Consider the following 22,817-nt stretch of genomic DNA (forward strand, 5'->3'; position numbering starts at 1 on the left):
TTCTTCTTTTAAAATAAATTATTAGAATCTATGATTAAAGCTACTTGCCCGTCTCCCAATATTGTTGCGCCCGCAATTACTTTTACATTGCTTAAATATTTGCCTAATGGTTTTATTACTATTTCTTGCTGCCCTATAAGTTCATCAACACTACATGCAGCCAAATTGTCGCCTTTTTTTATGATCACGCATATAAATTCATCATTGTCTTCATTAGACTCAACATCTAAGACATTATGCAGCCTTATAAGTGGAATTACTTTACCTCTATACATGACAACTTCCTTGCCCTGCACCAAATGTACTTCGCTTTTATTTTTGTTTACAATTTCCGATATTGAATTAAGCGGAAAAGCGTACTTTTCGTTTCCGACCATCACTAACAATGCTTGAATTATAGCCAATGTCAGTGGCAATTTTATTATAAATTTTGTCCCCTTATCTTTTTCTGTTTTAACTTCTATAGAACCATTCAAAGATTCTATTTTGTTTTTAACTACATCAAGTCCTACTCCTCTGCCTGATATATCAGATATCTTGTCGGAAGTGCTGAATCCAGGTTCAAATAACAATTTTACTAATTTTTCGTTTGACAACTCATTAGCTTCTTCATCAGATAGCATACCTTTTTCGTAAGCCTTCTTTTTCACTTTATCAAAGTTAATGCCGGAACCATCATCACTTACTTCAATTATCACATTATTCCCTTCATGGTATGCCTTAAGATTTATAGTGCCAGTCTCCGTCTTTCCTTTTCTTATTCTCAATTCAGGTGTTTCTATGCCATGATCTATGGAATTTCTTATTAGATGTACTAATGGATCACCTATTTCGTCTATTACAGTCCTATCAACTTCCGTATCCTGCCCAAACATATTTAACGTTATTTTTTTATTCAGCTCTCGAGACAAATCTCTTACCATTCTTGGGAAACGGTTAAAAACTCTTTCTACTGGCACCATTCTTACCTTCATTACCGCATCATGAAGATTCGTAGTTATTCTTTCGAGATACTCAATCGTTGCAATGGTGTCAGGATTTTTTTCGTTTGATTCCAGTCCCTCTAATCGTGTTTTTATTATGATTAACTCACTTACTAAATTCATCAAATTATCTAATCTTTCAATGTCTACTCTAACGCTTTTATTTGTCTTGCTATGCTTTATCTGATCATCGTTATTGATATTAGCTGTCTTTTCAAAATTCTTATTATCTTTTATTTCTTTGGAATACAATATTTCTTCGATATTTACTTCCTTTATCTCTGATATTGCGGTTAATTTTGACTTTACAGAATCTTTATCGTGTTTGCTAATCAAATGAACGGTGAATCTATCGTCAAATTTTTCATCTTCTATATCCTCTACTGAAGGTTTAGAATCTATAATATCGCCTAAATTGTCCAATGTATTAAATACTATAAAAGCTCTTGCAGACTTCATCACGCAATTTTTATCAATAACAACTTCAATACTATACGTTTTATAGCCTTGAGACGCCGCTTTTTCAATTATATCTTTCTCGTACAAATTCACTTCATTGCTGGCATAAGCTTTGGATTCTTCACTATTATTGGTTACAGCAATCTCCTCATTTGAATTGCCACTTTCCAACAACTTAATCAAATTGTCAATGTCATACGCATCATTACCACTTTGAGATATTTTTCCAATCATGGAGCTTAAAGCATCCATACATTTAAACAATACATCCATTAAATTGCTGGAAACTTTCAAAGAATTATTTCTAATTTCTTGAAAAATGTCTTCCATCTTGTGAGTCAATTTTGTCATGTTTTCAAAACCCATTGTGGCTGCCATTCCCTTTAAAGTATGGGCAGATCTAAATATTTCATCCACAATATGTGAATCTTCAGGATTTTTTTCAAGCTGAAGAAGATTTTCATTTAAGCTCTCAATGTGTTCTTCAGATTCTTCTAAAAATATCTCTAAGTATTGATTTGTATCCATTCTATTTTCCTCCTTTTTACATTCAAAAGTTTATCTGCTGTCTTTTTAATCGTCTTTGCTCTTTAAAAATAAATGATATTATCTTTTCTCTTATTCTATCTTGTATATCGACATATTGAGCGGCTATTTCATATCCATCATCAAAATAGTTATACCTTACCACTTTACATTTTTGAACCAATTCATCAGTTTCATCGCTTAGCTTAACGTAGCAAATTATTTCTGTACCTACGTCTACTTTTTTCTTAACCTTCGCTCTAAAGCCACCACCACTTATATCTTTTATGACACCTTTTTCGAAAGATTCATCATCTTCATGTAGCTTATACTTAAATTCAATTATTTTTTCTAATCTAAAAAATTGTCTTCTTTGCAGCTTTTCTATATCAGTTACCCTTTTTAATTGTATATACGACAAATTGCCGAAAAATCTATTGATGACTATCCCATCAAAAGTAAATAATCCATCTTTGTTAAAAAAGATGACATTAACTTTTGCGCCAATCCTTATTGGAACAAAGTGTCCATTATGTATCGGTGTTTCCACAAGCAATGTACCGTCTAAAGATACATCGTCAACTTTTGATACATATTTGTTGTTACTTTTGCCAATACTTATTTCGATCTTTTGCCCTGGCTTTATGTTAACCATTATTAATGCCTCCACCATTCAAAAACATTTTTCTAAATATTCCGAGAAGCCCTTCTTTCTTTTTATCTGTCTTATAATTTGTAAGGACTTCGGCAATTCTCGCGATATCTTTTGAAGGTTTGCTATACTGATACTTTAGCACAATAGGAATTTGCATTTTTATACATTCACTTATTTTGGCATCTTCATGTATAAAACCAAGATTAATTATTGAAGCGCCCAGAAAGTTAATAAGTGCATTGTTAAGCCTTTCATAAACAGAAACATATTCACTTTGGTTAGCAACTTTATTAACTATTAAATACAAATTTTTATCACTTAAGTCATTAATTGTCTTAATAAGTATGTAAGCATCCATTATGGCAGTTGGCTCTGGCGTGGTTACGATTATCACATCATCCGACATATCTATAAAACTTTTTACCGTTTTATTAACCCCAGCTCCAGTATCAACAATTATATAATCAAAGTAATTATCTAATATTTTTATATTGTTAAAAAATACATTTAAATCTATATCGCCATTTACGAGATCAAAATTTCCTCCTGTTGAAATGAATTTCACCCCAACAGGTCCATCGTTTATAACGTCAACGATCTTTTTGTTCCCATACAGCACATCGTACAATGTATAATTTGACACAACACCTAACTCTATCTCTGCATTAGAAAATCCTATATCAGCATCAACGATTAAAACTTTATATCCAAGCTTCTTTAGCGCTATAGATAGATTGACAGAAATGCATGTTTTTCCAGTTCCTCCTTTTCCACCTGTAACGGTTATGACTCTGCATCTTTTTGCACTGTTTTGTTGAAATAGATACCTAAGCCTCTCCGCCTGATCCATGTTAATTCCCCTTTAAAATATTTTGTGCAATCATTTTACTATCAGCTAAACTAATATCATCAGGTACCATCTGACCATTTGTCACGTATGATACAGATTTTTTTGAGTAGTATATTGAATTTAAAATAACACTATAATTATCTGTCTCATCTAACTTAGTAAAAAGAAGATTGTACTCATCTATAAAGTCGTACGATTTTATAATTTTTTTAATATCGCTGTTTTTTGTAGCTGCGCTTAAGCAAAGATAAACTTCGTCATAGGTACCATATTGCAAAAAGGTTTTTAATTCCTGCATTTTCTTAGAATCAGTATGACTTCTTCCAGCAGTATCAATCAAAACCACATCGTATTTGCTTATTTCACCTTCTAATCGATTTAAATCGAAAATATTGTTAACTACCATTACAGGTACGCCAAGAATCTCACCGTAAATTTTTAATTGTTCTGCACCAGCAATTCTGAATATGTCCGCAGTTATTAGCAATACTTTTTTCTTTTCCCTTAAAATTAAATTAGAAGCAATTTTAGCGATCGTCGTCGTTTTACCGACACCTGTAGGTCCAATAAAAACAGCACGTTTTTTCTCGTTTAAGCCGGTTATTTTCTTTGGAGGCCCAATAAAATTTACAATTCTTTTTTGCAATGTCTCTAAATTATCATCTGAAATCTCATTTATACCTTCAGCCAGAATTTTCGACAATTTATCATCAACGCCTCTTGAAACAAGTTCATAGACTAAATCTTTTTTACTTTCATCCTTTGTTTCACTATGTTTAAACTCTCTTAAAAGCGATTTGATTTCATACAAGTCTTTAATGAACAGATCTCTTTCATCGATTTTGTTTTCTTCTACTGCAGCTACAACTTCAACTTTCTTCTTTTTAAATAAGCCTCTCAATCCCCTTTCTTTGTAACTGCTCTGTTGCAATATTACCGCATCGCTGCCCATTTCAGCTTTAATAAGTTTTAAAGCATCTTGATAATTGTCTGCAATATATCGCTTAACTTTCACTTAGTTTCACCGTCCCTACAGAAAATACCTCTACATTAGGCAAAAGCTCATTGTACGATAAAACGACTATATCTTTTGAAATTTGTTCGATTAATTTTCGCAAATAAAAGCGTATAATTGGTGCTGTAAGTATAATTGGCTGTTCACCCTTAATCGTAATCTTTTTTATGATGTTGTGTACAGCCTTCAATATTTTTTGCATTGAATCAGGCGGAAGCGCTAAATACGATCCATGTTCAGTTTGATTTATAGCATTTTGTATTGACCTTTCAACCTCCGGATCTAACGTTATCACTTGGAGCTTCCCGTCTTTTGCATACTTGTTTGTTATAGCTCTTTTTAATGATTGTCTTACATACTCTGTTAAAACATCAGTGTCTTTCGTAGTTGGCGCATAATCAGCTAAAGTTTCCAAAATAGTTACCATGTCTCTAATCGAAATTTCCTCTCTTAACAAGTTGCACAAAACCTTCTCAATATCGCCTAAGCTTAGTAATTTTGGCACAATTTCGTCAACTAAAGCTGGATTTGACAGCTTTACATTATCTAAAAGCTCTTTGACTTCCTGCCTTCCTAAAAGCTCATCCGAGTGCCTTTTTATAATATTTGTAAGATGAGTAGAAATGACAGATGGAACATCAACTACTGTACATCCTAACATTTCAGCTTTTTGTTTCTCGCTATCGTCAATCCATAAAGCAGGCAAGCCAAAAGCCGGTTCTCTCGTGCTTATACCTTTTATATCGCTGTTTATTTCCCCAACTTGCATGCACAAATATTTATTTACATATACATCGCCTTTCCCTACTTCGTTGCCTCTTATTTTGATTATGTATTCATTTGGTTTAAGTTGAATATTGTCTCTCAGCCTTACCATAGGCACCACTAAACCTAAGTCCAAAGCAATTTGCCTTCTAATCATTACAATTCTGTCTAATAATTCGCTACTGGCAATTGGAATTAATTCATAGCCAAATTCCAGTTCAATTGGATCCACTTGCAATAAATCATAAGCTCTTTTGGGATCTCTAATTTCTTCCAATTCCTTTAAATCATCTTTCTTGATTTCATCATTTGCAGAGTTCTTCTTTCTATTTGCAAATCCTAAATATGTAAATAAAGAACCTATTATAAGCAATGGAATGGCAGGAAGCATAGGAACAAATGCCATCAATATAAGCAGAATACCAGTCATCTGTAAGACTCTTGGCTCTTTTATAAGCTGCATTATCACGTCGTTGCCCATATTTGTCTCTGAAGCAGTCCTTGTAACTATGATACCAGTTGCCGTTGATATTAAAAGCGCCGGAATCTGGCTTACTAAGCCATCACCAACAGTCAAAATCGTATAAGTATTTATGGCTTGGTTTATATCCATTCCCTTAATTGTCATTCCAATGATTAATCCGGCGATTATATTTATTATCATGATTATGATTCCAACGATGGCATCGCCTTTTACAAATTTACTTGCACCATCCATTGAACCAAAAAACTTTGCCTCTTCCTGAATTTTCTTCCTTCTTTCTTTTGCTTCTTTGTCGTTTATTATTCCAGCATTCAAATCTGCATCAATTGACATTTGTTTACCTGGCATTGCATCAAGAGTAAATCTTGCGGAAACTTCAGACACCCTTTCGGCGCCTTTTGTTATTACAATGAATTGTACAATTGCAATTATAATAAACACTATAAATCCTACTATAGGATTATTGCCAATGACAAAACTCCCAAATGCATGAATCACATTGCCTGCAAATCCAGACGTCAAAATCAAACGGGTAGAAGAAATATTAAGGGATAATCTCATCAAAGTCGTTATAAGCAATATTGATGGAAAAATAGAAAAATCCATGGCATCCTTAACATACATTGTCGTAAGCAATATTATGATGGATAGCGATATATTTAAAATAAGCAAAAAATCCAATAATATCGATGGAACAGGAATGATTATTATTAAAACAATTCCTACGACAAATATTGCTGCAATTAAATCTGAAAATTTCAATATATCCCTCCTATTCTCCCCTCAAACTATATACATAAGCCAAAACTTCTGCAACTGCTTTATACAATTCGGGTGGAATGCTGTCACCAACTTCCGTCGTCTTATACAAAGATTGAGCTAATGGCTTATTCTCTACAATCGCAATCGAATATTTAATCGCTTCTTCCTTTATTTTTTGTGCAACATAATCTTGACCTTTTGCCAATACGACAGGCGCATCATTAATCTCGCTATCATACATTAAAGCTACTGCAATGTGTGTAGGGTTTGTTATGACAACATCGGCTTTTTTTATGTTTTGCATCATCCTTCTCATGGAAATCTGCCTTTGTTTCTTTCTAATTTCTGATTTTATCTGAGGATTGCCTTCAGTTTCCTTAAATTCTTCTTTGATGTCTTCCTTGCTCATTCTAAGGTTTGACTCATATTCTCTCCATTGATACACGTAATCTATTGCTCCTAAAACTACCAATACTAAAGAGATCCTCAGCAATATGCCAGCAAATATGTTCATGTTGTATTTAATAAGATCTTGCACAGACATATCTAAAAGCTGCGGAATACCCTTATATTGACCTATCAAAAATGAATACATTACGTATGCCAATATGCTGATTTTAATGATTGACTTTACAAGTTCTAAAAGACTCCTTTTAGAAAACATCCTTTTTAAACCATCAAGAGGATTTAGTCTTTCTAACTTAAAATTTAAAGTCTCTAAAGTAAATACAAATCCAACTTGCGCATAAGTTGATATAAGAGCTATTATAAATACAGTTGCAATGGTTGGCAAAATCAGTTTTATAAAAACAGAAAACACCATCTCAAACAACTTGTATATGCCATTAATCGTAAATACATTATCGCTGGCACCACCATAATTTAAAAAAAGGAATTTGATTAAATTCATGATTTCGGCAATGCTATTTTGTACTGTAAAATATATGACAAGAAATCCAGCTATTGTTACAAGTGCTGAGGTAACTTCTCTGCTTTGAAATACTTGTCCTTTTTTCCTTGCATCTTGCCTTCTTTTGGGTGTTGCCGGTTCTGTTCTTTCACCTGCAAAAATTTGTAGCTTCAATTCCTGTCATCCTTTGACAATTGATTTAAAAAGCATAAATATATCTGAGTACATTCCATTAAACAAGACATCAATAACCGCTAAATACATTGGCAGCATAATAAATAATGTAAAAATACCGACGAATATTTTTATAGGCATACCTATCATAAATACATTTAATTGCGGTATCGTCCTCGATATTATGCTTAAAGTTATATCTGTAAGCAAAGTCGAAACAACAATCGGAGCGCTTATTCTAAATCCTAAAACAAACATATCCGATACAATTTTCGTGATGACTGTATTAATGCTTTCTAAATGTAAAAATGGCGTGCCTACAGGTATCATGCTATAACTTTGAAAAAGCAGTTGAAAAAGCTTGTGATGACCATCTATAAGTAAAAACAATAATAATGTAAGTATGTACACAAAATTTCCAATCAAAGGTACCTGCGTTTCTTCACCAGCCGCCAAGACATTGACAATGCTAAAGCCCAATTGGTAATCTATTATTTGTCCAGCCAAATATATAGCGCTAAACGAAATCATAGAAGACAAACCAATCAATAAGCCAATCATAAACTCGTTAAAAACAATTTCAACGTATTGATATAAATTATTTGCATCAATTTTCACATTTACTAATTCAAAAATCATTATTGATGTAAAAAAAGCAAGTCCTATCTTAAACGTGGAAGGCAATGTCTTTGTCCCAAAAAGTGGTGTCAATATAAAGATTCCCAACATTCTAACAAACACTATTAAAAAGTACTGCACATTGTTTAAAATATAATAACTTAACTCCATATTATCTACCTGATGAAACTGTTAATATTTAAAATCAATTTTTGAGTGTAATTAATAAGTACCGTAAGCATCCATGGCCCAAATAATATAATAGATGCAAATATTGCTAAAATTTTAGGCACAAATGTCAATGTCTGTTCTTGAATTTGGGTTGTAGCCTGAAAAATACTTATTATCAATCCTACAAGCAATGATATAATTAGAAGAGGTGCAGAAACCATCATAGTTACCATTAATGCCTCTCTTCCTATATCAAGAACTACTCCCGGATCCATCTATTAACCCCCTTATCTAAAACCAATTACTAAAGACTTAACCAAAATATTCCATCCATCCACAAGTATGAAAAGCAAAAGTTTAAATGGCAAGGATATAAGTACAGGTGGCAGCATGAACATCCCCATCGACATCAATACACTGGCAACAACCATGTCTATGATTAAAAATGGTATATATATGATAAATCCAATTTCAAATGCCGTTTTCAATTCACTTATTATGAATGAGGGTATAACAACTCGCAAAGGAACATCATTTACACTTTTTACTTTCAGCTTTGACAAACTGATAAACAAATTTAAGTCATTTTTCCTCGTCTGCTTAAGCATAAAGCTTTTCAACGGATCTCTTGCCTTAACATAAGCTTCTTGTGGTGTTATCTTTCCTTGCATATATGGCTGGATAGAATCTTTATTTATTTGTGCACCAACTGGTGCCATTATAAAAAACGTCAAAAACAAAGCCAGACCAATTAAAACTTGATTTGGAGGCATTTGCTGTAAACCTAAGGCGTTTCTTAAAAACGATAAAACCACAATTATCCTTGTAAAAGAAGTCATCATTATAAGTATTGATGGCGCTAATGTCAATACAGTCAAAAGAAGAACTATTTGGATGCTTGATGCAACTTCATTAGAAGTCGATGGAGCATTGATCGTTATTAACGGCGAAGCGTTATTTGGAGCTGCATATGCATTTTGTATCAATAAAATTGGCAATACAAGCACCAACCAACTAATTTTTTTTATCTTTATCATGTTCATTACCACCCAGATTTTTAATTGACAATCTCTTTAAATTATTTAATGAAATATTAAAACTTTGTCCAAAGCTAAAACTTTTATCTTTTATTTTTAAGTCTTTTTCGTCTAAAGTTTTTATGTAAACAATAGAATCGTTTGTAACACTAAAAAGCATGTATTCATTGCAAATCTTAATTATATATAAGTTTTTATCCTTGCCTAAAGCCAGATGATCGATAATATCAAAATTTTCTCCTTTGTACATGTTAAACGCTTTTCTATTTAAAAACAAAGTTACATAATAAGCCAAAAACACGACTAAAATAAACATCAAAAGAAATGCTACAGCTTCAACAAACAGGTTATCGCTGGACATCTAAATTCCTCATTTCAACATTTTCTTGACGGCTTCTATGACTCTATCTGGTTGAAACGGCTTTACTATAAAATCTTTTGCACCTGCCTGTATTGCTTCTATAACCATTGCCTGTTGTCCCATAGCTGAACACATGACTACTTTTGCATTTGGATCCTTTTTAACTATTTGCTTTACAGCTTGAATACCATCCATTTCTGGCATTGTAATATCCATAAGCACTAAATCGGGTTTCTCTTGACTGTATTTTTCCACGGCTACAGATCCATCTTCTGCTTCAATTACAGTGCCAAGATTGTTTTTAGTTATTATATCTTTTATCATCATCCTCATAAAAGCTGCATCATCTACAATCATTATTTTGCTCATGACCAAATCCTCCTCGTATTATAATGAATTTATTCTTTTGCTTTGTTTTACTATATCAAGTATTCTGACGCCGAAGTTCTCATCTATTACTACTACTTCGCCTTTCGCAATAAATTTCCCATTAACCAATATATCTACAGGTTCGCCAGCTAATTTGTCAAGCTCGATTATAGAGCCTTCATTAAGTTCTAATATATCTTTTATTAATTTTCTTGTACGCCCCAATTCAACAGTCACAGTTAATGGAATATCCATTATAAGATTTATATTTTCTTTTTCTGAAGCTGTCTGTTCATCAGCGTCAAGCTCTTTAAAAACGACCGGCTTCACATCGACCTTTCTACTTTTTGGCTGGCTTATTTGCTCTTCATGTCTAATTTCTTCATTGAAATCATTCTTTATTCCTGCAGTACCAGTATTTATTATATCATCATCCTTAACATCTTGAAAAGAACCTTTTGGAGAATTTTCTACATTTTTTGACATCACCTGCTCGACAAGCTTTTTAGCAAATGAAATAGGAATCAATTGCATGATTTCACTGTCAATTATGTCTCCAACTACCATCTTAAATGCAACCTTAACTATATCCTCTTCAGGGAAAGAAATGTCTCCTGGCAATCCTTTGTTAAAATCCACGATAAAAGCTTTTGGCGGCGAAATATTTATGCTTTCGCCAATGAGTGTAGACAGCGAAGTCGATGCAGAACCAATCATCTGATTCATTGCCTCTCCAATAGCACTCAAATGAAGTTCTGTTATCTCGCCTTCAGTGATATTCCCATCACCACCCATCATTAAATCAGTGATGCGAAGTACATCTTGCTCCTTTAAAATCAAGAGATTGTTACCTTTAATGCCTTCTGTATACTCTACTTCAACAGCAACGTATGGTATATTGAATTCTTTCTTTAAGCTTTCCCAGTTAACAATGCTGACTTTAGGCGTCGTTATAGTTACCTTGTTTCTGAGAAGCGTAAACAATGTTGTTGCAGATGTTCCAAAGCTGATATTTCCTATCTCACCTAAAACATCTTGTTCTTCTTCAGTCAAAATTACATCACTTTTGCTATTTTCCGCACCAGCCATACCACTTAATAATGCATTAATTTCATCCTGTGATAAAATATCACTCATCCGCATCATCTCCTTCGCTGCAAATCTCGGTTATTTGAACGCAGTATTTCTTGTTTCTAATCCCTGGGACACCTAAAAACTTTGTTTCATCGTTTATCTTTACTTCAATAGGATCTTTATACCGCTTATTTATCTCAATTACATCGCCTTTATCAAAGCTTAACAAATCTCTAACTGTTATCTTTGATGTACCTATGACAACTTTTAAAGGAACATATGTATTAGATATTTTATCTTTAATTATTCCTATGTCACACGTCTGCTTCTCTGCATTAGAGAACCATGTCTTTGTAGTAAGCAATGGCAATATAGGAACAATCGTTATATGTGGCAGGCAAAAATTTATCAACCCTTCATTATCATTTATCTTTAAAGACATTGTACACAACGCTACAGTTTCGTTAGGAGAAATTACCTGTGTAAATTGAGAATTGGTCTCTATCCTTGTTATCTCTGGATTAAGCTCTGTAACATTGCTCCACGCATCTTTTATCAGTGGCAGCAATTGCGTTGTTATCCTTGTTAAAAGTCCCATCTCAATTTCAGTATAATCTCTCTGCACAGTTTCGGATGTACCAATACCACCCAATATTTTATCTATTATTGTAAATGTTGTATTATTGTTGTACTCAAGTATTATTGGTCCTTCCAGCGGCTTTGCATCAATAACGGCTATGAATACTGGATTTGTCAATGAATTGCTAAACTCGTAGTATGTTATCTGCTCCACAGACACTATCGATACTTGAACCAAAGTTCTTAAATAACCAGACAAAAACGTCGTAAAACTTCTCGACATATTCTCAAATATCATTTGGAGAGTTCTTAATTGTTCCTTTGAAAATTTATTAGGTCTGCGAAAGTCATAAGGTTTAACTTTTGCTTCTTGCTGACTTTCTTCTATTTCCTTTACATCAAATTCTCCTGAATTCATTGCTTTTAATAATTCATCGATTTCGCTTTGTGACAGTATGTCAGCCATAGAACTCTCCTCCCTTATTGAACTATAAAATCATCAAAATAAACATTCGTTATCTTATCGGCCCCTAATATCTTATTGATTTGACTTTTTATCTGATTCTGTAGTTTAGCTTGTCCTTCAGAACCTTCTAAATCTTGAGCAGTTTCATTTCTCAAAATTTGAATTATTGCATCTCTTATTTTTGGGTTTTGTTCAGTTAACTCGTTTAAGACATTTTTATCGGTGACCTCTAATTCAATACCAGCCTTGATAAACTTATCGTCTCCTTTTAAGTTTGTAATAAACTCACTGCCAGGAGAATAGTTATAGTAAACAATTTTAGCCGGCTTTGAGTTGTAATTAAAAAAGAAAAATGCACTTCCAAAAGCTATGATAACTACTATCAAAATTATTATTATGATGTTATTTTTCATGACAACACCTCTGCTATATTAAAAAAATGATTTTAAGCCTCTCCTAAATGCAAAAATTTAACTTAACATGATTTTGCGCTTATACTCTATGACTTTTCTTATAATATCATCTTTCTTTTCTTTCACGACAACTTTTTTGCCGCTAATCAAGCTAATGACAGTATCGGGTGTTTCTTCAATAAATTCTATCATATCAGCATTAACGACGAATTCATCTCCATTTAGCTTTGTAACGCTTATCACTTATTAATCCCTCTTAACATATTAATAAATTAAATTACCTTTTTAAGTTTACTAAATCTTGCAATATTTCATCAGATGTAGTTATTACCTTTGCGTTTGCTTCAAAACCTCTTTGAGTTGTAATCATGTTAGCAAATTCATTTGCAAGATCCACGTTTGACATTTCAAGTGTTCCTGGGTTTATGGTTCCTCTTGTCCCAGTGTTTGCAGCACCTATCATTGGGTCTCCAGAGTTGACTGTATTTATAAACATTGTATTTCCTACCTTCTCCAAGCCCTGCGTATTTTGGAAATCAGCCAATGCTATTTGACCGATCACTTGTGTTCTGCCGTTTGAATATATACCGCTTACAACACCGTATTGATCGATGTTTATGCTTTCAATAGAACCTGCGGAATTGCCATCCTTACTTAATTCCCTTATATCCGTTGGATTGGAATACATAGTGAGTTTAGAAAGATCTATGGTAATATTTGTTCCATCTCCCAATGTAGCATTTGTATTTGTTATTGGAAGTGATGAAACACCTACTGTAAATATTCCCGCAGGAGAAGCTGGTGGTGCTGGTTGCTGTATTACACCATTTGAATCGAATGTAATTGTCCCTATTGTGACAGGCGTAGATAAGTTAGTGCCATCAAAATTTGTTATTGTGGCATTCCAATTTCCAGCATTATCTTGCTTAGTGAATTGAATTGTTGCAACATGACTTCCACCTTGAGAATCGTATATTGTGACATTGTAGCTAACCGAGCTTCCGATGCTTGTGCCTGCATCAAGATTGCCACCTAACTGGATCGTTTTAGTAGAAGCTGGTGATGTGCTCGACCAGTTTTTAATGCTTATGGGCGATAAATTTCCGGTATCTGTATTTACCGTCTTCCCATCCTGTGATATCCACCCCATTACTTTATATCCATCAGGTGTTACAAGATCTCCATTTGAGTCAAAGGAAAAATTTCCAGCTCTCGTATATAAATTTGCACCACCATTGTTTACTATAAAAAAGCCGTTGCCGTCTATAGACAAATCTGTCGGATTGTCAGTTCTCTGAGAACCACCATTTGTAAACAACGTATCAATAGACGCTATAGCAACACCTAACCCAATTTGTTGTGGGTTTGTGCCTCCACCATTGTCTTGTGGTGCAGAAGCGCCTTTTATAGTTTGGTTGAATATCTCTTTGAATGTCATTCTACTGGCTTTAAAACCTACAGTATTTACATTAGCAATATTATTGCCTATTACATCCATTTCAGCTTGGTTTGCTTTAAGTCCTGAGACTGCTGAATACATTGATCTTAACATGATCTTTCCTCCTTAAAAACTATATTAGATTAGTCGGATACAGAAGTTACAGAATCCAATGACACATCGCTTCCATTGATTTCTAAATAACAATTGCTGCCGTCAAATTTCACGGAGTCCACCTTTCCTGTCACAGTGGAAGTGGAGCCATTTGAATCTACACTTGCTGTAACCGTCTTTCCTAATAAGCTATAAGCTTTAACAGCACTAAAACTTTCATTTAAATTTTGCATTTGCTCTAATGCTGAAAACTGTGCCATTTGAGCTATAAATTCTTTGTCATCCATTGGATTCAAAGGATCTTGATTTTCCAATTGAGTAACAAGCAACTGTAAAAATTGATCTTTGCCTAACTCTGAATTTGGATTGGTAACTTTAGTCCCATCAGTATATGTATTCATATAGCTATTATCGTAATTTGTATTTATTGCCATCATATCACCTCCTTTAAACAACCACATCTACATGATCGTTAGATATGCTATTTAATGTTGAATAAGTCTGCGTTTGAAGCTCTGCGTCATCATAATCTTCATAATTAATGCGCACTTTGCTATTGTTAGGACTTTTATATCTTTGACTGCTATCCTCTTGTCCACTGTACTGTGATGCAAATTGCATATTTCTATCTATTGAAACATTGAAACTATCTATTTTTATGCCTTTTGATTCAAGCTGATTATTTAATATGTTTAAATTCGCCTCAATCTGGTGTTTTACTTTTTCATTATCGGTTAAAATGTTAGCCGTCAAACTGCCATCTACAGATTTTATGTTGATTTCTAAATTCCCTAAAAAATCCGGCTTAAGCTGAATTTTTATATTTGACTCTGTATCTGTTTTAGTTATATTGACGTTTTTAACAATTTGATCGATTATATCATTTATTTGCACGCTGTTTTTAGAATCTGTATTACCCTCTAAAGCTACTGCCTGTTTGCTTTGAACAGTATTAAAAGCAATCAAATTGTCAACCTTTGTTTCTATCGATTTACTGTCATTTATCTGTTGGTAAGCATCATCTGCTTTTTTTGAAAATAATTTATTGCTTATTTCTAAGTTAGCATCCTTTTGAGTTCCATTTAAATCATCATTTTGACTTTGATTTTCATTTTGTGATAAATTACCATTTTTAGTTTCTACTTTTGTATCAGCAACAGTTTTAGCATCGTATGCATTTACGCTGGATTTTACACTTCCACTGTAACTAATGGTTGCTAACTGTTTTTGCCCACCGTCATCGCCTAAACTTTGGTTTGACTTATCTATTGCATCATTTTTAGTTGTACTATTAACATTCAATGTAATAACATCAGATCCCATTTTAGACAAATCAACATTTTTTAACACATTTAAAACTTCATTAGCGTCAATGTTTAAATTGTACTTATCATTCAAAGTTTTTGTAATAATTTCTGCCAATTTATTTAAGTTTATTTTAGACTCATTTTGGCTTGCAATTATAGTATTTAACTGATTTAATATGCTTTCTTTCAGAGATTCCAAATTATCTTGATTTGCTGAAACATTTAAATGCAAATTGTTACTTATTAAATTTAAAATCATACTTATTATATCTGATATTTGTTTGTCATCTAAAGACATATTATCATCGAGATTTTTTCCGTCGCTTTTGATTGCGCTATTTTTGATATTTTTTATAATGTCTTTGAAATCTGAACTTTTTTTGCTTGGCGTTTTACCATCATTTTTTACCTGAACAGAACTGTTTAATATGTTCATTACCTGCACCACTTTATCATCTCCTCTCTATGGGGAACTGGAAGCATTTGCATAAAGTATCTTCGTTATATCAGCCGCTTTTTTAGGATCCAACTGTTCAAGTATCTTAGATGCGTTATCTTTATTCATATTGCTTAAAATGCCTATTAAAACATTATTGTCCGTTATCTGGTTCAATATGTTGGCAGCATTCGCAGGATCCATGCTTTCATAATACGTAGCTAAAGTTTTTAAATCAGTTTTTTTTGTGTTTGACTGCGCTTTTAAGTTATTTATCTCATCTTGCTGTTTTTGAAGCTGTGACTGTAAATCTTCGATATTTTTTTCTTTATCGCTTAAGGCAGATTGAACACTTTGCAATTCTTTTTGCTTTATGCTAAGCTCTTCATTTAATTTTTTTATTTCATCTGCGTAATTAGTCGCAGGTTTGACCTGAATTAGGCCTTTTAGCACAGGTACATTGCTTAAAATCTTTAATGTATGATTGCTAATTCCACCAATATTAAAATAAAACAACAAGCCGACTAATAAAACTACAAATAATGAAATTAATACAACTATAAATAGTCGCAATGGCCTTCTTCCGTTTATGGATTCTTCTTTTTCCATCGACTAACCTCCTAAAGTAGACCTGGCTGTTTTGTACGATATCTGTTCATCGATCATTAAATTTTGTTCTATCAACGTTTGATACTTGTACTCTTCATATTTCTTCTCTTTCAGGCTTTCCAAGGCTTCTTTTTCTTTGCTGACTTCCATCAGATTATGCCTCTCTTTTTCGATTTCTTCTTCTATCTCTTTTAGAATAGCTTTTTGCTGATTGTATTTTTCGTAAAGAGATTCTATGTACAAATTAAATTGTCTTAAATTCATTGCTGAAGTGCCTAACGCCTTATTCTCTTCATTTTCTTTTGTTGTTTTTTCTATTCTATTTAAAATTTCAACTAATTTGCTTTTTTGAACTTCGTATTTTGAAATCAAAATTGCCATTTTTTCTTTTTCCATCTTTTGCTTTTGTTCCTTTATATTTAAAACTGTTTCCAAAGCATACCTAAATTTTTTCACATTATCACCTGTTCAATATATTTTTTAGCATGTTTATTTCATCGTCAAAGTCATATTTTTCATCTGTCGACTGCTTTATGTAATTTATCATGTCATCATGAAGCAGTATAGCCTCATCTATTTTAGAGTTGCTGCCTCTTGCATAAGCACCAATATTTATTAAATCTTCAGATTCTTCATAAACAGACAATATGTTTTTAAACCGCAACGATAAATTTTTATGTTCATCAGTGACAATATCATTCATAACTCTACTTATGCTTGATAAAACATCTATAGCCGGGTATTGACCTTTATTTGCCAACTTTCGCGATAAAACAATATGCCCATCCAATATACCTCTTACTGCATCTGTTATTGGCTCATTTAAATCGTCGCCATCTACTAAAACCGTGTACAAAGCCGTTATTGAGCCATATTTTGAAGAGCCTGCTCTTTCTAATAGCTTTGGAAGAACCGAAAAAACTGATGGAGTATAACCTCTTGAAACAGGTGCTTCACCTATTGATAATCCAATCTCTCTCTGAGCCATCGCAAACCTTGTGACAGAGTCCATCATGAGCAATACATCTAAGCCCTGATCCCTGAAATATTCTGCAATAGACGTAGCCACCATAGCTCCCTTGACTCTCATCAATGCAGGAGTATCAGACGTAGATACCACCAATATAGATCTTTTCAGCCCATCTTCTCCTAAGTCATTCTCAATAAATTCATTAACTTCCCTTCCTCTTTCGCCTATTAGTGCAATAACATTAATATCAGATTTTGCATTTCTGGCTATCATTCCAAGTAAAGTACTTTTCCCGACGCCACTGCCTGCAAAGATTCCTATTCTCTGACCTTTACCACAAGTAAGCAAACCATCTATGGCTTTTATGCCTAAAGTCATCACTTCACTTATTCTCTTTCTCTCAATTGGATTCGGAGGTGTGTTGTTTGTGCTGACTAATTTTTTGCATTTTATCGCACCTTTTCCATCAATCGGATTGCCTAAGGCATCGATAACTCTTCCCAGCAATTCTTCCCCTACTCCAATTTTTAATTTTTGCCCTGTAGATACAACGCTATTGCCTGGACCTATGCCGTCCATATCTCCTAAAGGCATCAAATAGACTTTATCATCTTTGAATCCCATTACTTCTGCATAGACAGTAGTGCCATTTATCGATCTTATTTCGCAGACATCGCCAATATTAGATATAGGGCCTACGCTTTCAATTGTTAAGCCAACAACTTGGCTTACCTTGCCGTAATACTTAATAAAATTTTTGTCTTGCAATATGGATTTGCACCTATCAAAAAAACTGCTATTGCTCATTTAAAACACCTTTTAAAGCTTCTTTAATGCTTTCTATTTGGGTTTTCAATCCAGAATCAATCATCCCTGACGGTGTCTGTACAATGCAATCATACTTATCGAGTGAAATATCCCTTACAATATTTACTTCATCAATAAATTTCAAACTTTTCAATAACTTGTCTTTATTTTTAGTTAAAAACTCATAATCTTCATCACTAACTCTAATAGTCACGACATTAGATGCTTCATAGTTTTCTAAACCTTTTTTAACGAGATTAATCACTAAATCTTTATTTTCTTCGATATTAAGATCAATTATTTTCTTTACACAGTAAATTACAGTTGAAACAATGTCACTTTCAATCACCTTATGAAGATTTCGCCTTTCGTCTGCAACCATTTCTTTAATCTCTCTTGCCTCAGCCAATAAATCGTAAGTTTGGCTTTTACCATCTTCAAGCCCTTTATTCAAGCCATCAGCATAGCCTCTTTCATATCCCTCTTTGTACCCATCTTTCTTGGCATTTTCCTTTATCCCTTCAGCTATTTCTTTTGCTTTCTTTATAAGATTTTCTGCCTCATCTTTAGCAGTTTTAATAATTTCACTCTGGATAATGCTTATCTTCTCAAGTCTCTTTTTAAATTCCAGATATTTAAAAGACTCATCAACATTAAGTTTATCATTAGTAAGCTCTTTCACTTTTTCCACATGAGGTTTATCAATAATTACAGGAGATGAATTTACACAATCCTCATTTTTTAGTATTCTATACAATTATTTCATCACCTCCGCCTCTCGATATGACTATCTCGCCTGCTTCCTCTAACCTTCTTATAATATTGACGACTTTTTGTTGTGCTTCTTCAACATCTTTTAATCTTACAGGGCCCATGTATTGAATGTCTTCTTTAATCATATCAGCCAACCTCTTTGACATGTTGCTGTAAATAACTCTTTGCACTTCTTCATTAGAACCTTTAAGCGCAAGAGCAATATCGTGATTGTCTACTTCTCTTAACACTCTTTGTATTGAACGATTATCCAGCGTTATAATATCTTCAAATACAAACATGCGTTTCTTTATTTCTTCTACAAGCTCTACATCTTTTGTCTCCAGTGTATCAATGATATTCTTCTCTGTTGATCTATCAACTGCATTTAAAATATCTACGATTGTCTGTATACCACCTGTAGATGTGTAATCTTGAGTCACCAAAGAAGATAGTTTCTTTTCTAATATGCGTTCAACCTCTTTAACAATCTCTGGCGATGTAGCTTCCATTTTTGCAATTCTCATTGCCACATCCGACTGGATATCTTCAGGCAGCGATGACAATATAACACCTGCTTGTTGCGGCTTTAAATACGACAATATCATCGCTATCGTCTGAGGATGTTCGTTTTGAATGAAGCTCAATATTTGAGATGGATCTGCCCGCCTTACGAAGTCAAAAGGTCTAACTTTAAGTGTAGACGTAAGCTTGTTTATTATCTCTAAAGCTTGCTGAGAGCCAAGAGCTTTCTCCAAAATTTCTTTTGCATAATCGATACCGCCTTCAATTATGTACTCTTGTGCAATGCACATATTGTAAAAATCATCCAGTATTTTATCCTTCTCCTCGGGGGATATATTTCTTATATTGGCTATTTCCAACGTCAATTGCTCTATTTCTTCTTTTAAATGTTTGTAGATTTGTGCTGCTGTCGAAGGCCCTAAAGCTATCAAAAGCATTGCACTTTTTTGTTTGCCTGATAGTGTACTTTTTGCCAATGTAGACATCACCATCCATTCTATTCTTCATTTAGCCATGTTCTAATCAGTTGAGCTACTATGTCTGGTTTTTGCTTAATGAATTTCTCGATTTGCTTTTTCTTTTCATCTCTTTCATCATGCACTTCTATATCTTCCAAAGGTTCAACCATAGATATGGCTTCTTCTGATTTCGCAGAAGGTACAGCCAGCTTGCTTCTCTTTTTCATAGCATAGAAAACACCTCCAGCTAAAACCAAAGCACCTAACAAAATAAGCCATACGTATGGGAATGATTGTTTTCCATTATTCTTCATTTGATTCAATAAATCGTTGTTAAATTTTATTCCCATAACCGAAACAGATACATTTTTCCCTCCAGCGGCATTTGAAACAAGATCTGTAAGCTGCTGTTTCATGGCTGGCGTTAAATTATTGTTGTTTACCACTACGCTTAAAGATATGTTTTGTATTTTACCTTGTGCTGAAGTCAACGTCGTCTTTATCTGATTTATCTCGTAATTTATGGTCGTATCAGTCTTGCTATAACTTGAATTGCCATTATTTTGAGTCGTGTATGTCGTGCTGCCTGGCGGATTGTTCGTCGCGGTGCCAGCTGGCGCTCCATTGCTGGAACCATTGGCAATCTCTTTTATTGTCTGTGTGCTTCTTATGATCCCATTATTGTCAATTACTGGCTGCCATTCTACTTTGTCTTGCACCTGTTTATCGAAATTTAAACTTACATTAGCTCTAACTATGACATTTCCTGGCCCAAAAACTTGCTCTAAAAGCGACTGAATATTGTTTTGCAAATCGTTTTGCACCTTCATTTGAAGGGCATACTGCGAACTTGCCCCATCAAGTGAACTGTCATTTTGAGCTACCAGCACTTTACCGTTTCCATCAATGATCGTAACTTTATCAGGACTTAATCCCTGAACGCTTTTTGACACGAAGTTTGTTATTCCGTTTATCTGCTGATTTGTCAATGTAACTCCAGGCTTTAACTGCAACATAACTGCCGCTGTCGAAGAATTGTCACTATTAGACAGCACAAAATTATTCTGATCTGGTACGACTATATTTACTTTTGCATCTTGTACCCCATCTATTGTCTTCAACGTATCCTGTATTTCATTTTGAACAAAATATATGTACTTCTCTCTTCTTTCTTGATCTGTAGTAGCTAATGAATTATTCATTGCATCGCTAAAGCTAAAACCATCTTGTGGTATTCCTTCTGTTGCAAGTTGCATTCTCGCCTCATCTTTGTACTGAGCAGGCACCAATATTGTGCTGCCATCTCCTTCAATTTTATATGGTATTTTCAATTCATTCTTCAATTTGTCGACTACAGTACCTGCATCTTTTGTACTTAAACCAGAATACAAAACTTCGTAATTGGGCTTATTTAAAATATACAGAAGTAATGCAATGCTTCCTATTAATAATAATGCAATAATACCTATTTGGATTTTTTGCTTTTTATCAAATTTATTCCAAAAATTGTCTATCTGCTCACGTATGTTATTTATAAAAACGGGCATTAATTCACCTCATCTCAAAGCTTTTTAAACTGGCATTCTCATTATCTCCTGGTATGCATCAAGTATCTTATTTTTAATCTGAATGGTAAGTTCCAATGCTATATCGGCTTTGGTAGCATCAATCATCACATTATGTATATCATTGATATCACCTGTAACTAACATTTGATCATCCTGCTGTGCCTTAAGTTGCAGATTGTTCACATCAGAAATAGCAGTTTTTAAAATATCTCCAAAGGAAGTATTGCTTGTGGTATTTGAAGTACCAACACTACCAACCGCACTTATCTGTGAAATAGGATTTATCATAATCAATCACCTAAGCCTTTCCAATTTCTAATGCTTTTTCTATCATCGATTTAGTTGAATTAACCGCAGTCACATTCGCTTCGTATGCCCTTGTGGCAGAGATCATATCAACCATTTCAGAAACGATGTTTACATTAGGATAATTAACGTATCCAGTGCTATCTGCATCAGGATTACCTGGGTCATAAACGCGATTAAAAGGTGTTTTATTGTCTTCCTCGATAGATACGACTTCAACACCATTTCCAACCGATGATGAATTTCTTGCCGCATTCAGCATATCGTTAAAGCTATTTTGATTGTCAATTTCTTTTAAAACTACAAGCTTTCTTCTGTAAGGACCGCCATTAGAAGTCCTTGTAGTATCTACATTTGCGATGTTTTGAGAAATAACATCCATTCTAAGTCTTTCAGCCGTAAGACCTGTAGCGCTTATATCAATAGAATTTAAAAATCCCACATTTAATTACCTCCATCTTTTATTGCTGTAAGCAGAGAATTCAATTCACCACTGACTCTTTGAGCCAGCGCATCATAATAAAGCTGATTTTTTGCTAAATTCGACATTTCTACGTCAATATCAACATTATTGCCATCTAATCTCATAGATGTACTATTATCCTGAACAATTTGCGGTTCAATATTGTCTATTGATGTCGAATTAATTGGTATATGATTTTTATCAGTAACAAAACCAGCTAACTTATTGGAATTTATGGCATCATTTAAAATGCTTTCAAAATTTACATCAGATCTTTTAAAACCCGGGGTATCCACATTGGCGATATTATTCGATATGACTTCATTTCTAAGCTCTGAAGCATCTAAGGCTTTACTCATAAGATCTACTGTGTTAAAGTTGATTCCCAGCATT

General features: G+C 33.6%; 27 protein-coding genes. All 27 read right to left on the reverse strand.

Features of this window, described 5'->3' with window-relative positions:
* Positions 1 to 8: 8 nt before the first annotated feature.
* From GSH73_RS07265 to flgB, 27 genes are read right to left on the reverse strand one after another with little or no spacing between them, the layout of a single operon-like run.
* Positions 9 to 1,970, reverse strand: a complete 1,962-nt coding sequence (locus GSH73_RS07265) for a chemotaxis protein CheA (RefSeq protein WP_014758667.1) — start codon at positions 1,968 to 1,970, stop codon at positions 9 to 11.
* A 22-nt stretch (positions 1,971 to 1,992) separates the two neighbouring features.
* Positions 1,993 to 2,622 carry a flagellar brake protein gene (locus tag GSH73_RS07270; protein WP_014758666.1) on the reverse strand — a complete coding sequence of 210 codons (630 nt, stop codon included), beginning with the start codon at positions 2,620 to 2,622 and terminating at the stop codon, positions 1,993 to 1,995.
* Positions 2,615 to 3,472, reverse strand: coding sequence for a MinD/ParA family ATP-binding protein (locus GSH73_RS07275; protein WP_014758665.1), 858 nt, complete (start codon positions 3,470 to 3,472; stop codon positions 2,615 to 2,617). Before GSH73_RS07275 ends, GSH73_RS07270 begins: the two co-directional genes overlap by 8 nt.
* Before the next feature lies 1 nt (position 3,473).
* Positions 3,474 to 4,487 carry a flagellar biosynthesis protein FlhF gene (locus tag GSH73_RS07280; RefSeq protein WP_014758664.1) on the reverse strand — a complete coding sequence of 338 codons (1,014 nt, stop codon included), beginning with the start codon at positions 4,485 to 4,487 and terminating at the stop codon, positions 3,474 to 3,476.
* Positions 4,477 to 6,498: a flagellar biosynthesis protein FlhA gene (gene flhA, locus GSH73_RS07285; protein ID WP_014758663.1), complete on the reverse strand. Its 2,022-nt coding sequence runs from the start codon at positions 6,496 to 6,498 to the stop codon at positions 4,477 to 4,479. Before flhA ends, GSH73_RS07280 begins: the two co-directional genes overlap by 11 nt.
* 10 nt (positions 6,499 to 6,508) lie before the next feature.
* Positions 6,509 to 7,582, reverse strand: a complete 1,074-nt coding sequence (gene flhB, locus GSH73_RS07290; protein ID WP_014758662.1) for a flagellar biosynthesis protein FlhB — start codon at positions 7,580 to 7,582, stop codon at positions 6,509 to 6,511.
* A 6-nt stretch (positions 7,583 to 7,588) separates the two neighbouring features.
* Positions 7,589 to 8,371: a flagellar biosynthetic protein FliR gene (gene fliR / locus GSH73_RS07295; protein ID WP_014758661.1), complete on the reverse strand. Its 783-nt coding sequence runs from the start codon at positions 8,369 to 8,371 to the stop codon at positions 7,589 to 7,591.
* 5 nt (positions 8,372 to 8,376) lie between these two features.
* Complete coding sequence (gene fliQ / locus GSH73_RS07300) at positions 8,377 to 8,646, reverse strand: flagellar biosynthesis protein FliQ (protein ID WP_014758660.1); 270 nt, start codon at positions 8,644 to 8,646, stop codon at positions 8,377 to 8,379.
* Positions 8,647 to 8,658: 12 nt separating this feature from the next.
* Complete coding sequence (fliP, locus tag GSH73_RS07305; protein ID WP_014758659.1) at positions 8,659 to 9,408, reverse strand: flagellar type III secretion system pore protein FliP; 750 nt, start codon at positions 9,406 to 9,408, stop codon at positions 8,659 to 8,661.
* A complete protein-coding gene (locus tag GSH73_RS07310; RefSeq protein WP_014758658.1) occupies positions 9,386 to 9,769 on the reverse strand; it encodes a flagellar biosynthetic protein FliO in 384 nt (127 codons plus the stop codon). Before GSH73_RS07310 ends, fliP begins: the two co-directional genes overlap by 23 nt.
* 9 nt (positions 9,770 to 9,778) lie before the next feature.
* Positions 9,779 to 10,138 (reverse strand): response regulator, encoded by a 360-nt coding sequence (locus GSH73_RS07315; RefSeq protein ID WP_014758657.1) that lies wholly within the window; start codon positions 10,136 to 10,138, stop codon positions 9,779 to 9,781.
* 18 nt (positions 10,139 to 10,156) lie between these two features.
* Complete coding sequence (gene fliY / locus GSH73_RS07320; protein WP_014758656.1) at positions 10,157 to 11,275, reverse strand: flagellar motor switch phosphatase FliY; 1,119 nt, start codon at positions 11,273 to 11,275, stop codon at positions 10,157 to 10,159.
* A complete protein-coding gene (fliM, locus tag GSH73_RS07325; RefSeq protein WP_014758655.1) occupies positions 11,268 to 12,257 on the reverse strand; it encodes a flagellar motor switch protein FliM in 990 nt (329 codons plus the stop codon). Before fliM ends, fliY begins: the two co-directional genes overlap by 8 nt.
* A 14-nt stretch (positions 12,258 to 12,271) precedes the next feature.
* Complete coding sequence (locus GSH73_RS07330; protein ID WP_014758654.1) at positions 12,272 to 12,670, reverse strand: flagellar basal body-associated FliL family protein; 399 nt, start codon at positions 12,668 to 12,670, stop codon at positions 12,272 to 12,274.
* Positions 12,671 to 12,727: 57 nt separating this feature from the next.
* On the reverse strand, positions 12,728 to 12,913 hold the full coding sequence (locus GSH73_RS07335; RefSeq protein ID WP_014758653.1) for a flagellar FlbD family protein: 186 nt from the start codon (positions 12,911 to 12,913) through the stop codon (positions 12,728 to 12,730).
* Positions 12,914 to 12,947: 34 nt separating this feature from the next.
* Complete coding sequence (locus GSH73_RS07340; RefSeq protein ID WP_014758652.1) at positions 12,948 to 14,222, reverse strand: flagellar hook protein FlgE; 1,275 nt, start codon at positions 14,220 to 14,222, stop codon at positions 12,948 to 12,950.
* A gap of 29 nt (positions 14,223 to 14,251) precedes the next feature.
* Positions 14,252 to 14,656 carry a flagellar hook assembly protein FlgD gene (flgD, locus tag GSH73_RS07345; protein WP_014758651.1) on the reverse strand — a complete coding sequence of 135 codons (405 nt, stop codon included), beginning with the start codon at positions 14,654 to 14,656 and terminating at the stop codon, positions 14,252 to 14,254.
* Between the two features lie 13 nt (positions 14,657 to 14,669).
* On the reverse strand, positions 14,670 to 15,977 hold the full coding sequence (locus GSH73_RS07350) for a flagellar hook-length control protein FliK (RefSeq protein ID WP_014758650.1): 1,308 nt from the start codon (positions 15,975 to 15,977) through the stop codon (positions 14,670 to 14,672).
* Between the two features lie 15 nt (positions 15,978 to 15,992).
* On the reverse strand, positions 15,993 to 16,574 hold the full coding sequence (locus tag GSH73_RS07355; RefSeq protein WP_014758649.1) for a MotE family protein: 582 nt from the start codon (positions 16,572 to 16,574) through the stop codon (positions 15,993 to 15,995).
* Positions 16,575 to 16,577: 3 nt separating this feature from the next.
* On the reverse strand, positions 16,578 to 17,030 hold the full coding sequence (gene fliJ, locus GSH73_RS07360) for a flagellar export protein FliJ (RefSeq protein ID WP_014758648.1): 453 nt from the start codon (positions 17,028 to 17,030) through the stop codon (positions 16,578 to 16,580).
* 4 nt (positions 17,031 to 17,034) lie between these two features.
* On the reverse strand, positions 17,035 to 18,351 hold the full coding sequence (fliI, locus tag GSH73_RS07365; protein WP_014758647.1) for a flagellar protein export ATPase FliI: 1,317 nt from the start codon (positions 18,349 to 18,351) through the stop codon (positions 17,035 to 17,037).
* A complete protein-coding gene (locus GSH73_RS07370) occupies positions 18,341 to 19,108 on the reverse strand; it encodes a FliH/SctL family protein (RefSeq protein WP_014758646.1) in 768 nt (255 codons plus the stop codon). Before GSH73_RS07370 ends, fliI begins: the two co-directional genes overlap by 11 nt.
* Positions 19,101 to 20,114, reverse strand: a complete 1,014-nt coding sequence (gene fliG, locus GSH73_RS07375) for a flagellar motor switch protein FliG (protein WP_432416190.1) — start codon at positions 20,112 to 20,114, stop codon at positions 19,101 to 19,103. Before fliG ends, GSH73_RS07370 begins: the two co-directional genes overlap by 8 nt.
* Positions 20,115 to 20,125: 11 nt before the next feature.
* On the reverse strand, positions 20,126 to 21,634 hold the full coding sequence (fliF, locus tag GSH73_RS07380; protein ID WP_014758644.1) for a flagellar basal-body MS-ring/collar protein FliF: 1,509 nt from the start codon (positions 21,632 to 21,634) through the stop codon (positions 20,126 to 20,128).
* Positions 21,635 to 21,658: 24 nt separating this feature from the next.
* A complete protein-coding gene (gene fliE / locus GSH73_RS07385; RefSeq protein WP_014758643.1) occupies positions 21,659 to 21,943 on the reverse strand; it encodes a flagellar hook-basal body complex protein FliE in 285 nt (94 codons plus the stop codon).
* A 10-nt stretch (positions 21,944 to 21,953) separates the two neighbouring features.
* Positions 21,954 to 22,403 carry a flagellar basal body rod protein FlgC gene (gene flgC, locus GSH73_RS07390; protein WP_014758642.1) on the reverse strand — a complete coding sequence of 150 codons (450 nt, stop codon included), beginning with the start codon at positions 22,401 to 22,403 and terminating at the stop codon, positions 21,954 to 21,956.
* A gap of 2 nt (positions 22,404 to 22,405) precedes the next feature.
* Positions 22,406 to 22,816: a flagellar basal body rod protein FlgB gene (flgB, locus tag GSH73_RS07395; RefSeq protein WP_014758641.1), complete on the reverse strand. Its 411-nt coding sequence runs from the start codon at positions 22,814 to 22,816 to the stop codon at positions 22,406 to 22,408.
* Between the last annotated feature and the right edge of the window lies 1 nt (position 22,817).

Source organism: Thermoanaerobacterium aotearoense, assembly GCF_009905255.1.
Classification (GTDB): Bacteria; Bacillota; Thermoanaerobacteria; order Thermoanaerobacterales; family Thermoanaerobacteraceae; genus Thermoanaerobacterium; species Thermoanaerobacterium aotearoense.

Coding starts and splice junctions, on each gene's coding strand:
- GSH73_RS07340 (WP_014758652.1), bottom strand. CDS start 14,222: ATGTTAAGATCAATGTATTCAGCAGTCTCAGGACTTAAAGCAAACCAA.
- fliF (WP_014758644.1), bottom strand. CDS start 21,634: ATGCCCGTTTTTATAAATAACATACGTGAGCAGATAGACAATTTTTGG.
- fliG (WP_432416190.1), bottom strand. CDS start 20,114: ATGTCTACATTGGCAAAAAGTACACTATCAGGCAAACAAAAAAGTGCA.
- fliR (WP_014758661.1), bottom strand. CDS start 8,371: ATGGAGTTAAGTTATTATATTTTAAACAATGTGCAGTACTTTTTAATA.
- GSH73_RS07315 (WP_014758657.1), bottom strand. CDS start 10,138: ATGAGCAAAATAATGATTGTAGATGATGCAGCTTTTATGAGGATGATG.
- GSH73_RS07355 (WP_014758649.1), bottom strand. CDS start 16,574: ATGGAAAAAGAAGAATCCATAAACGGAAGAAGGCCATTGCGACTATTT.
- GSH73_RS07275 (WP_014758665.1), bottom strand. CDS start 3,472: ATGGATCAGGCGGAGAGGCTTAGGTATCTATTTCAACAAAACAGTGCA.
- GSH73_RS07330 (WP_014758654.1), bottom strand. CDS start 12,670: ATGAAAAATAACATCATAATAATAATTTTGATAGTAGTTATCATAGCT.
- fliQ (WP_014758660.1), bottom strand. CDS start 8,646: ATGGATCCGGGAGTAGTTCTTGATATAGGAAGAGAGGCATTAATGGTA.
- fliM (WP_014758655.1), bottom strand. CDS start 12,257: ATGGCTGACATACTGTCACAAAGCGAAATCGATGAATTATTAAAAGCA.
- fliE (WP_014758643.1), bottom strand. CDS start 21,943: ATGATAAATCCTATTTCACAGATAAGTGCGGTTGGTAGTGTTGGTACT.
- fliP (WP_014758659.1), bottom strand. CDS start 9,408: ATGATAAAGATAAAAAAAATTAGTTGGTTGGTGCTTGTATTGCCAATT.
- flgD (WP_014758651.1), bottom strand. CDS start 14,656: ATGGCAATAAATACAAATTACGATAATAGCTATATGAATACATATACT.
- flgB (WP_014758641.1), bottom strand. CDS start 22,816: ATGCTGGGAATCAACTTTAACACAGTAGATCTTATGAGTAAAGCCTTA.
- GSH73_RS07270 (WP_014758666.1), bottom strand. CDS start 2,622: ATGGTTAACATAAAGCCAGGGCAAAAGATCGAAATAAGTATTGGCAAA.
- fliY (WP_014758656.1), bottom strand. CDS start 11,275: ATGAGTGATATTTTATCACAGGATGAAATTAATGCATTATTAAGTGGT.
- fliI (WP_014758647.1), bottom strand. CDS start 18,351: ATGAGCAATAGCAGTTTTTTTGATAGGTGCAAATCCATATTGCAAGAC.
- GSH73_RS07265 (WP_014758667.1), bottom strand. CDS start 1,970: ATGGATACAAATCAATACTTAGAGATATTTTTAGAAGAATCTGAAGAA.
- GSH73_RS07310 (WP_014758658.1), bottom strand. CDS start 9,769: ATGTCCAGCGATAACCTGTTTGTTGAAGCTGTAGCATTTCTTTTGATG.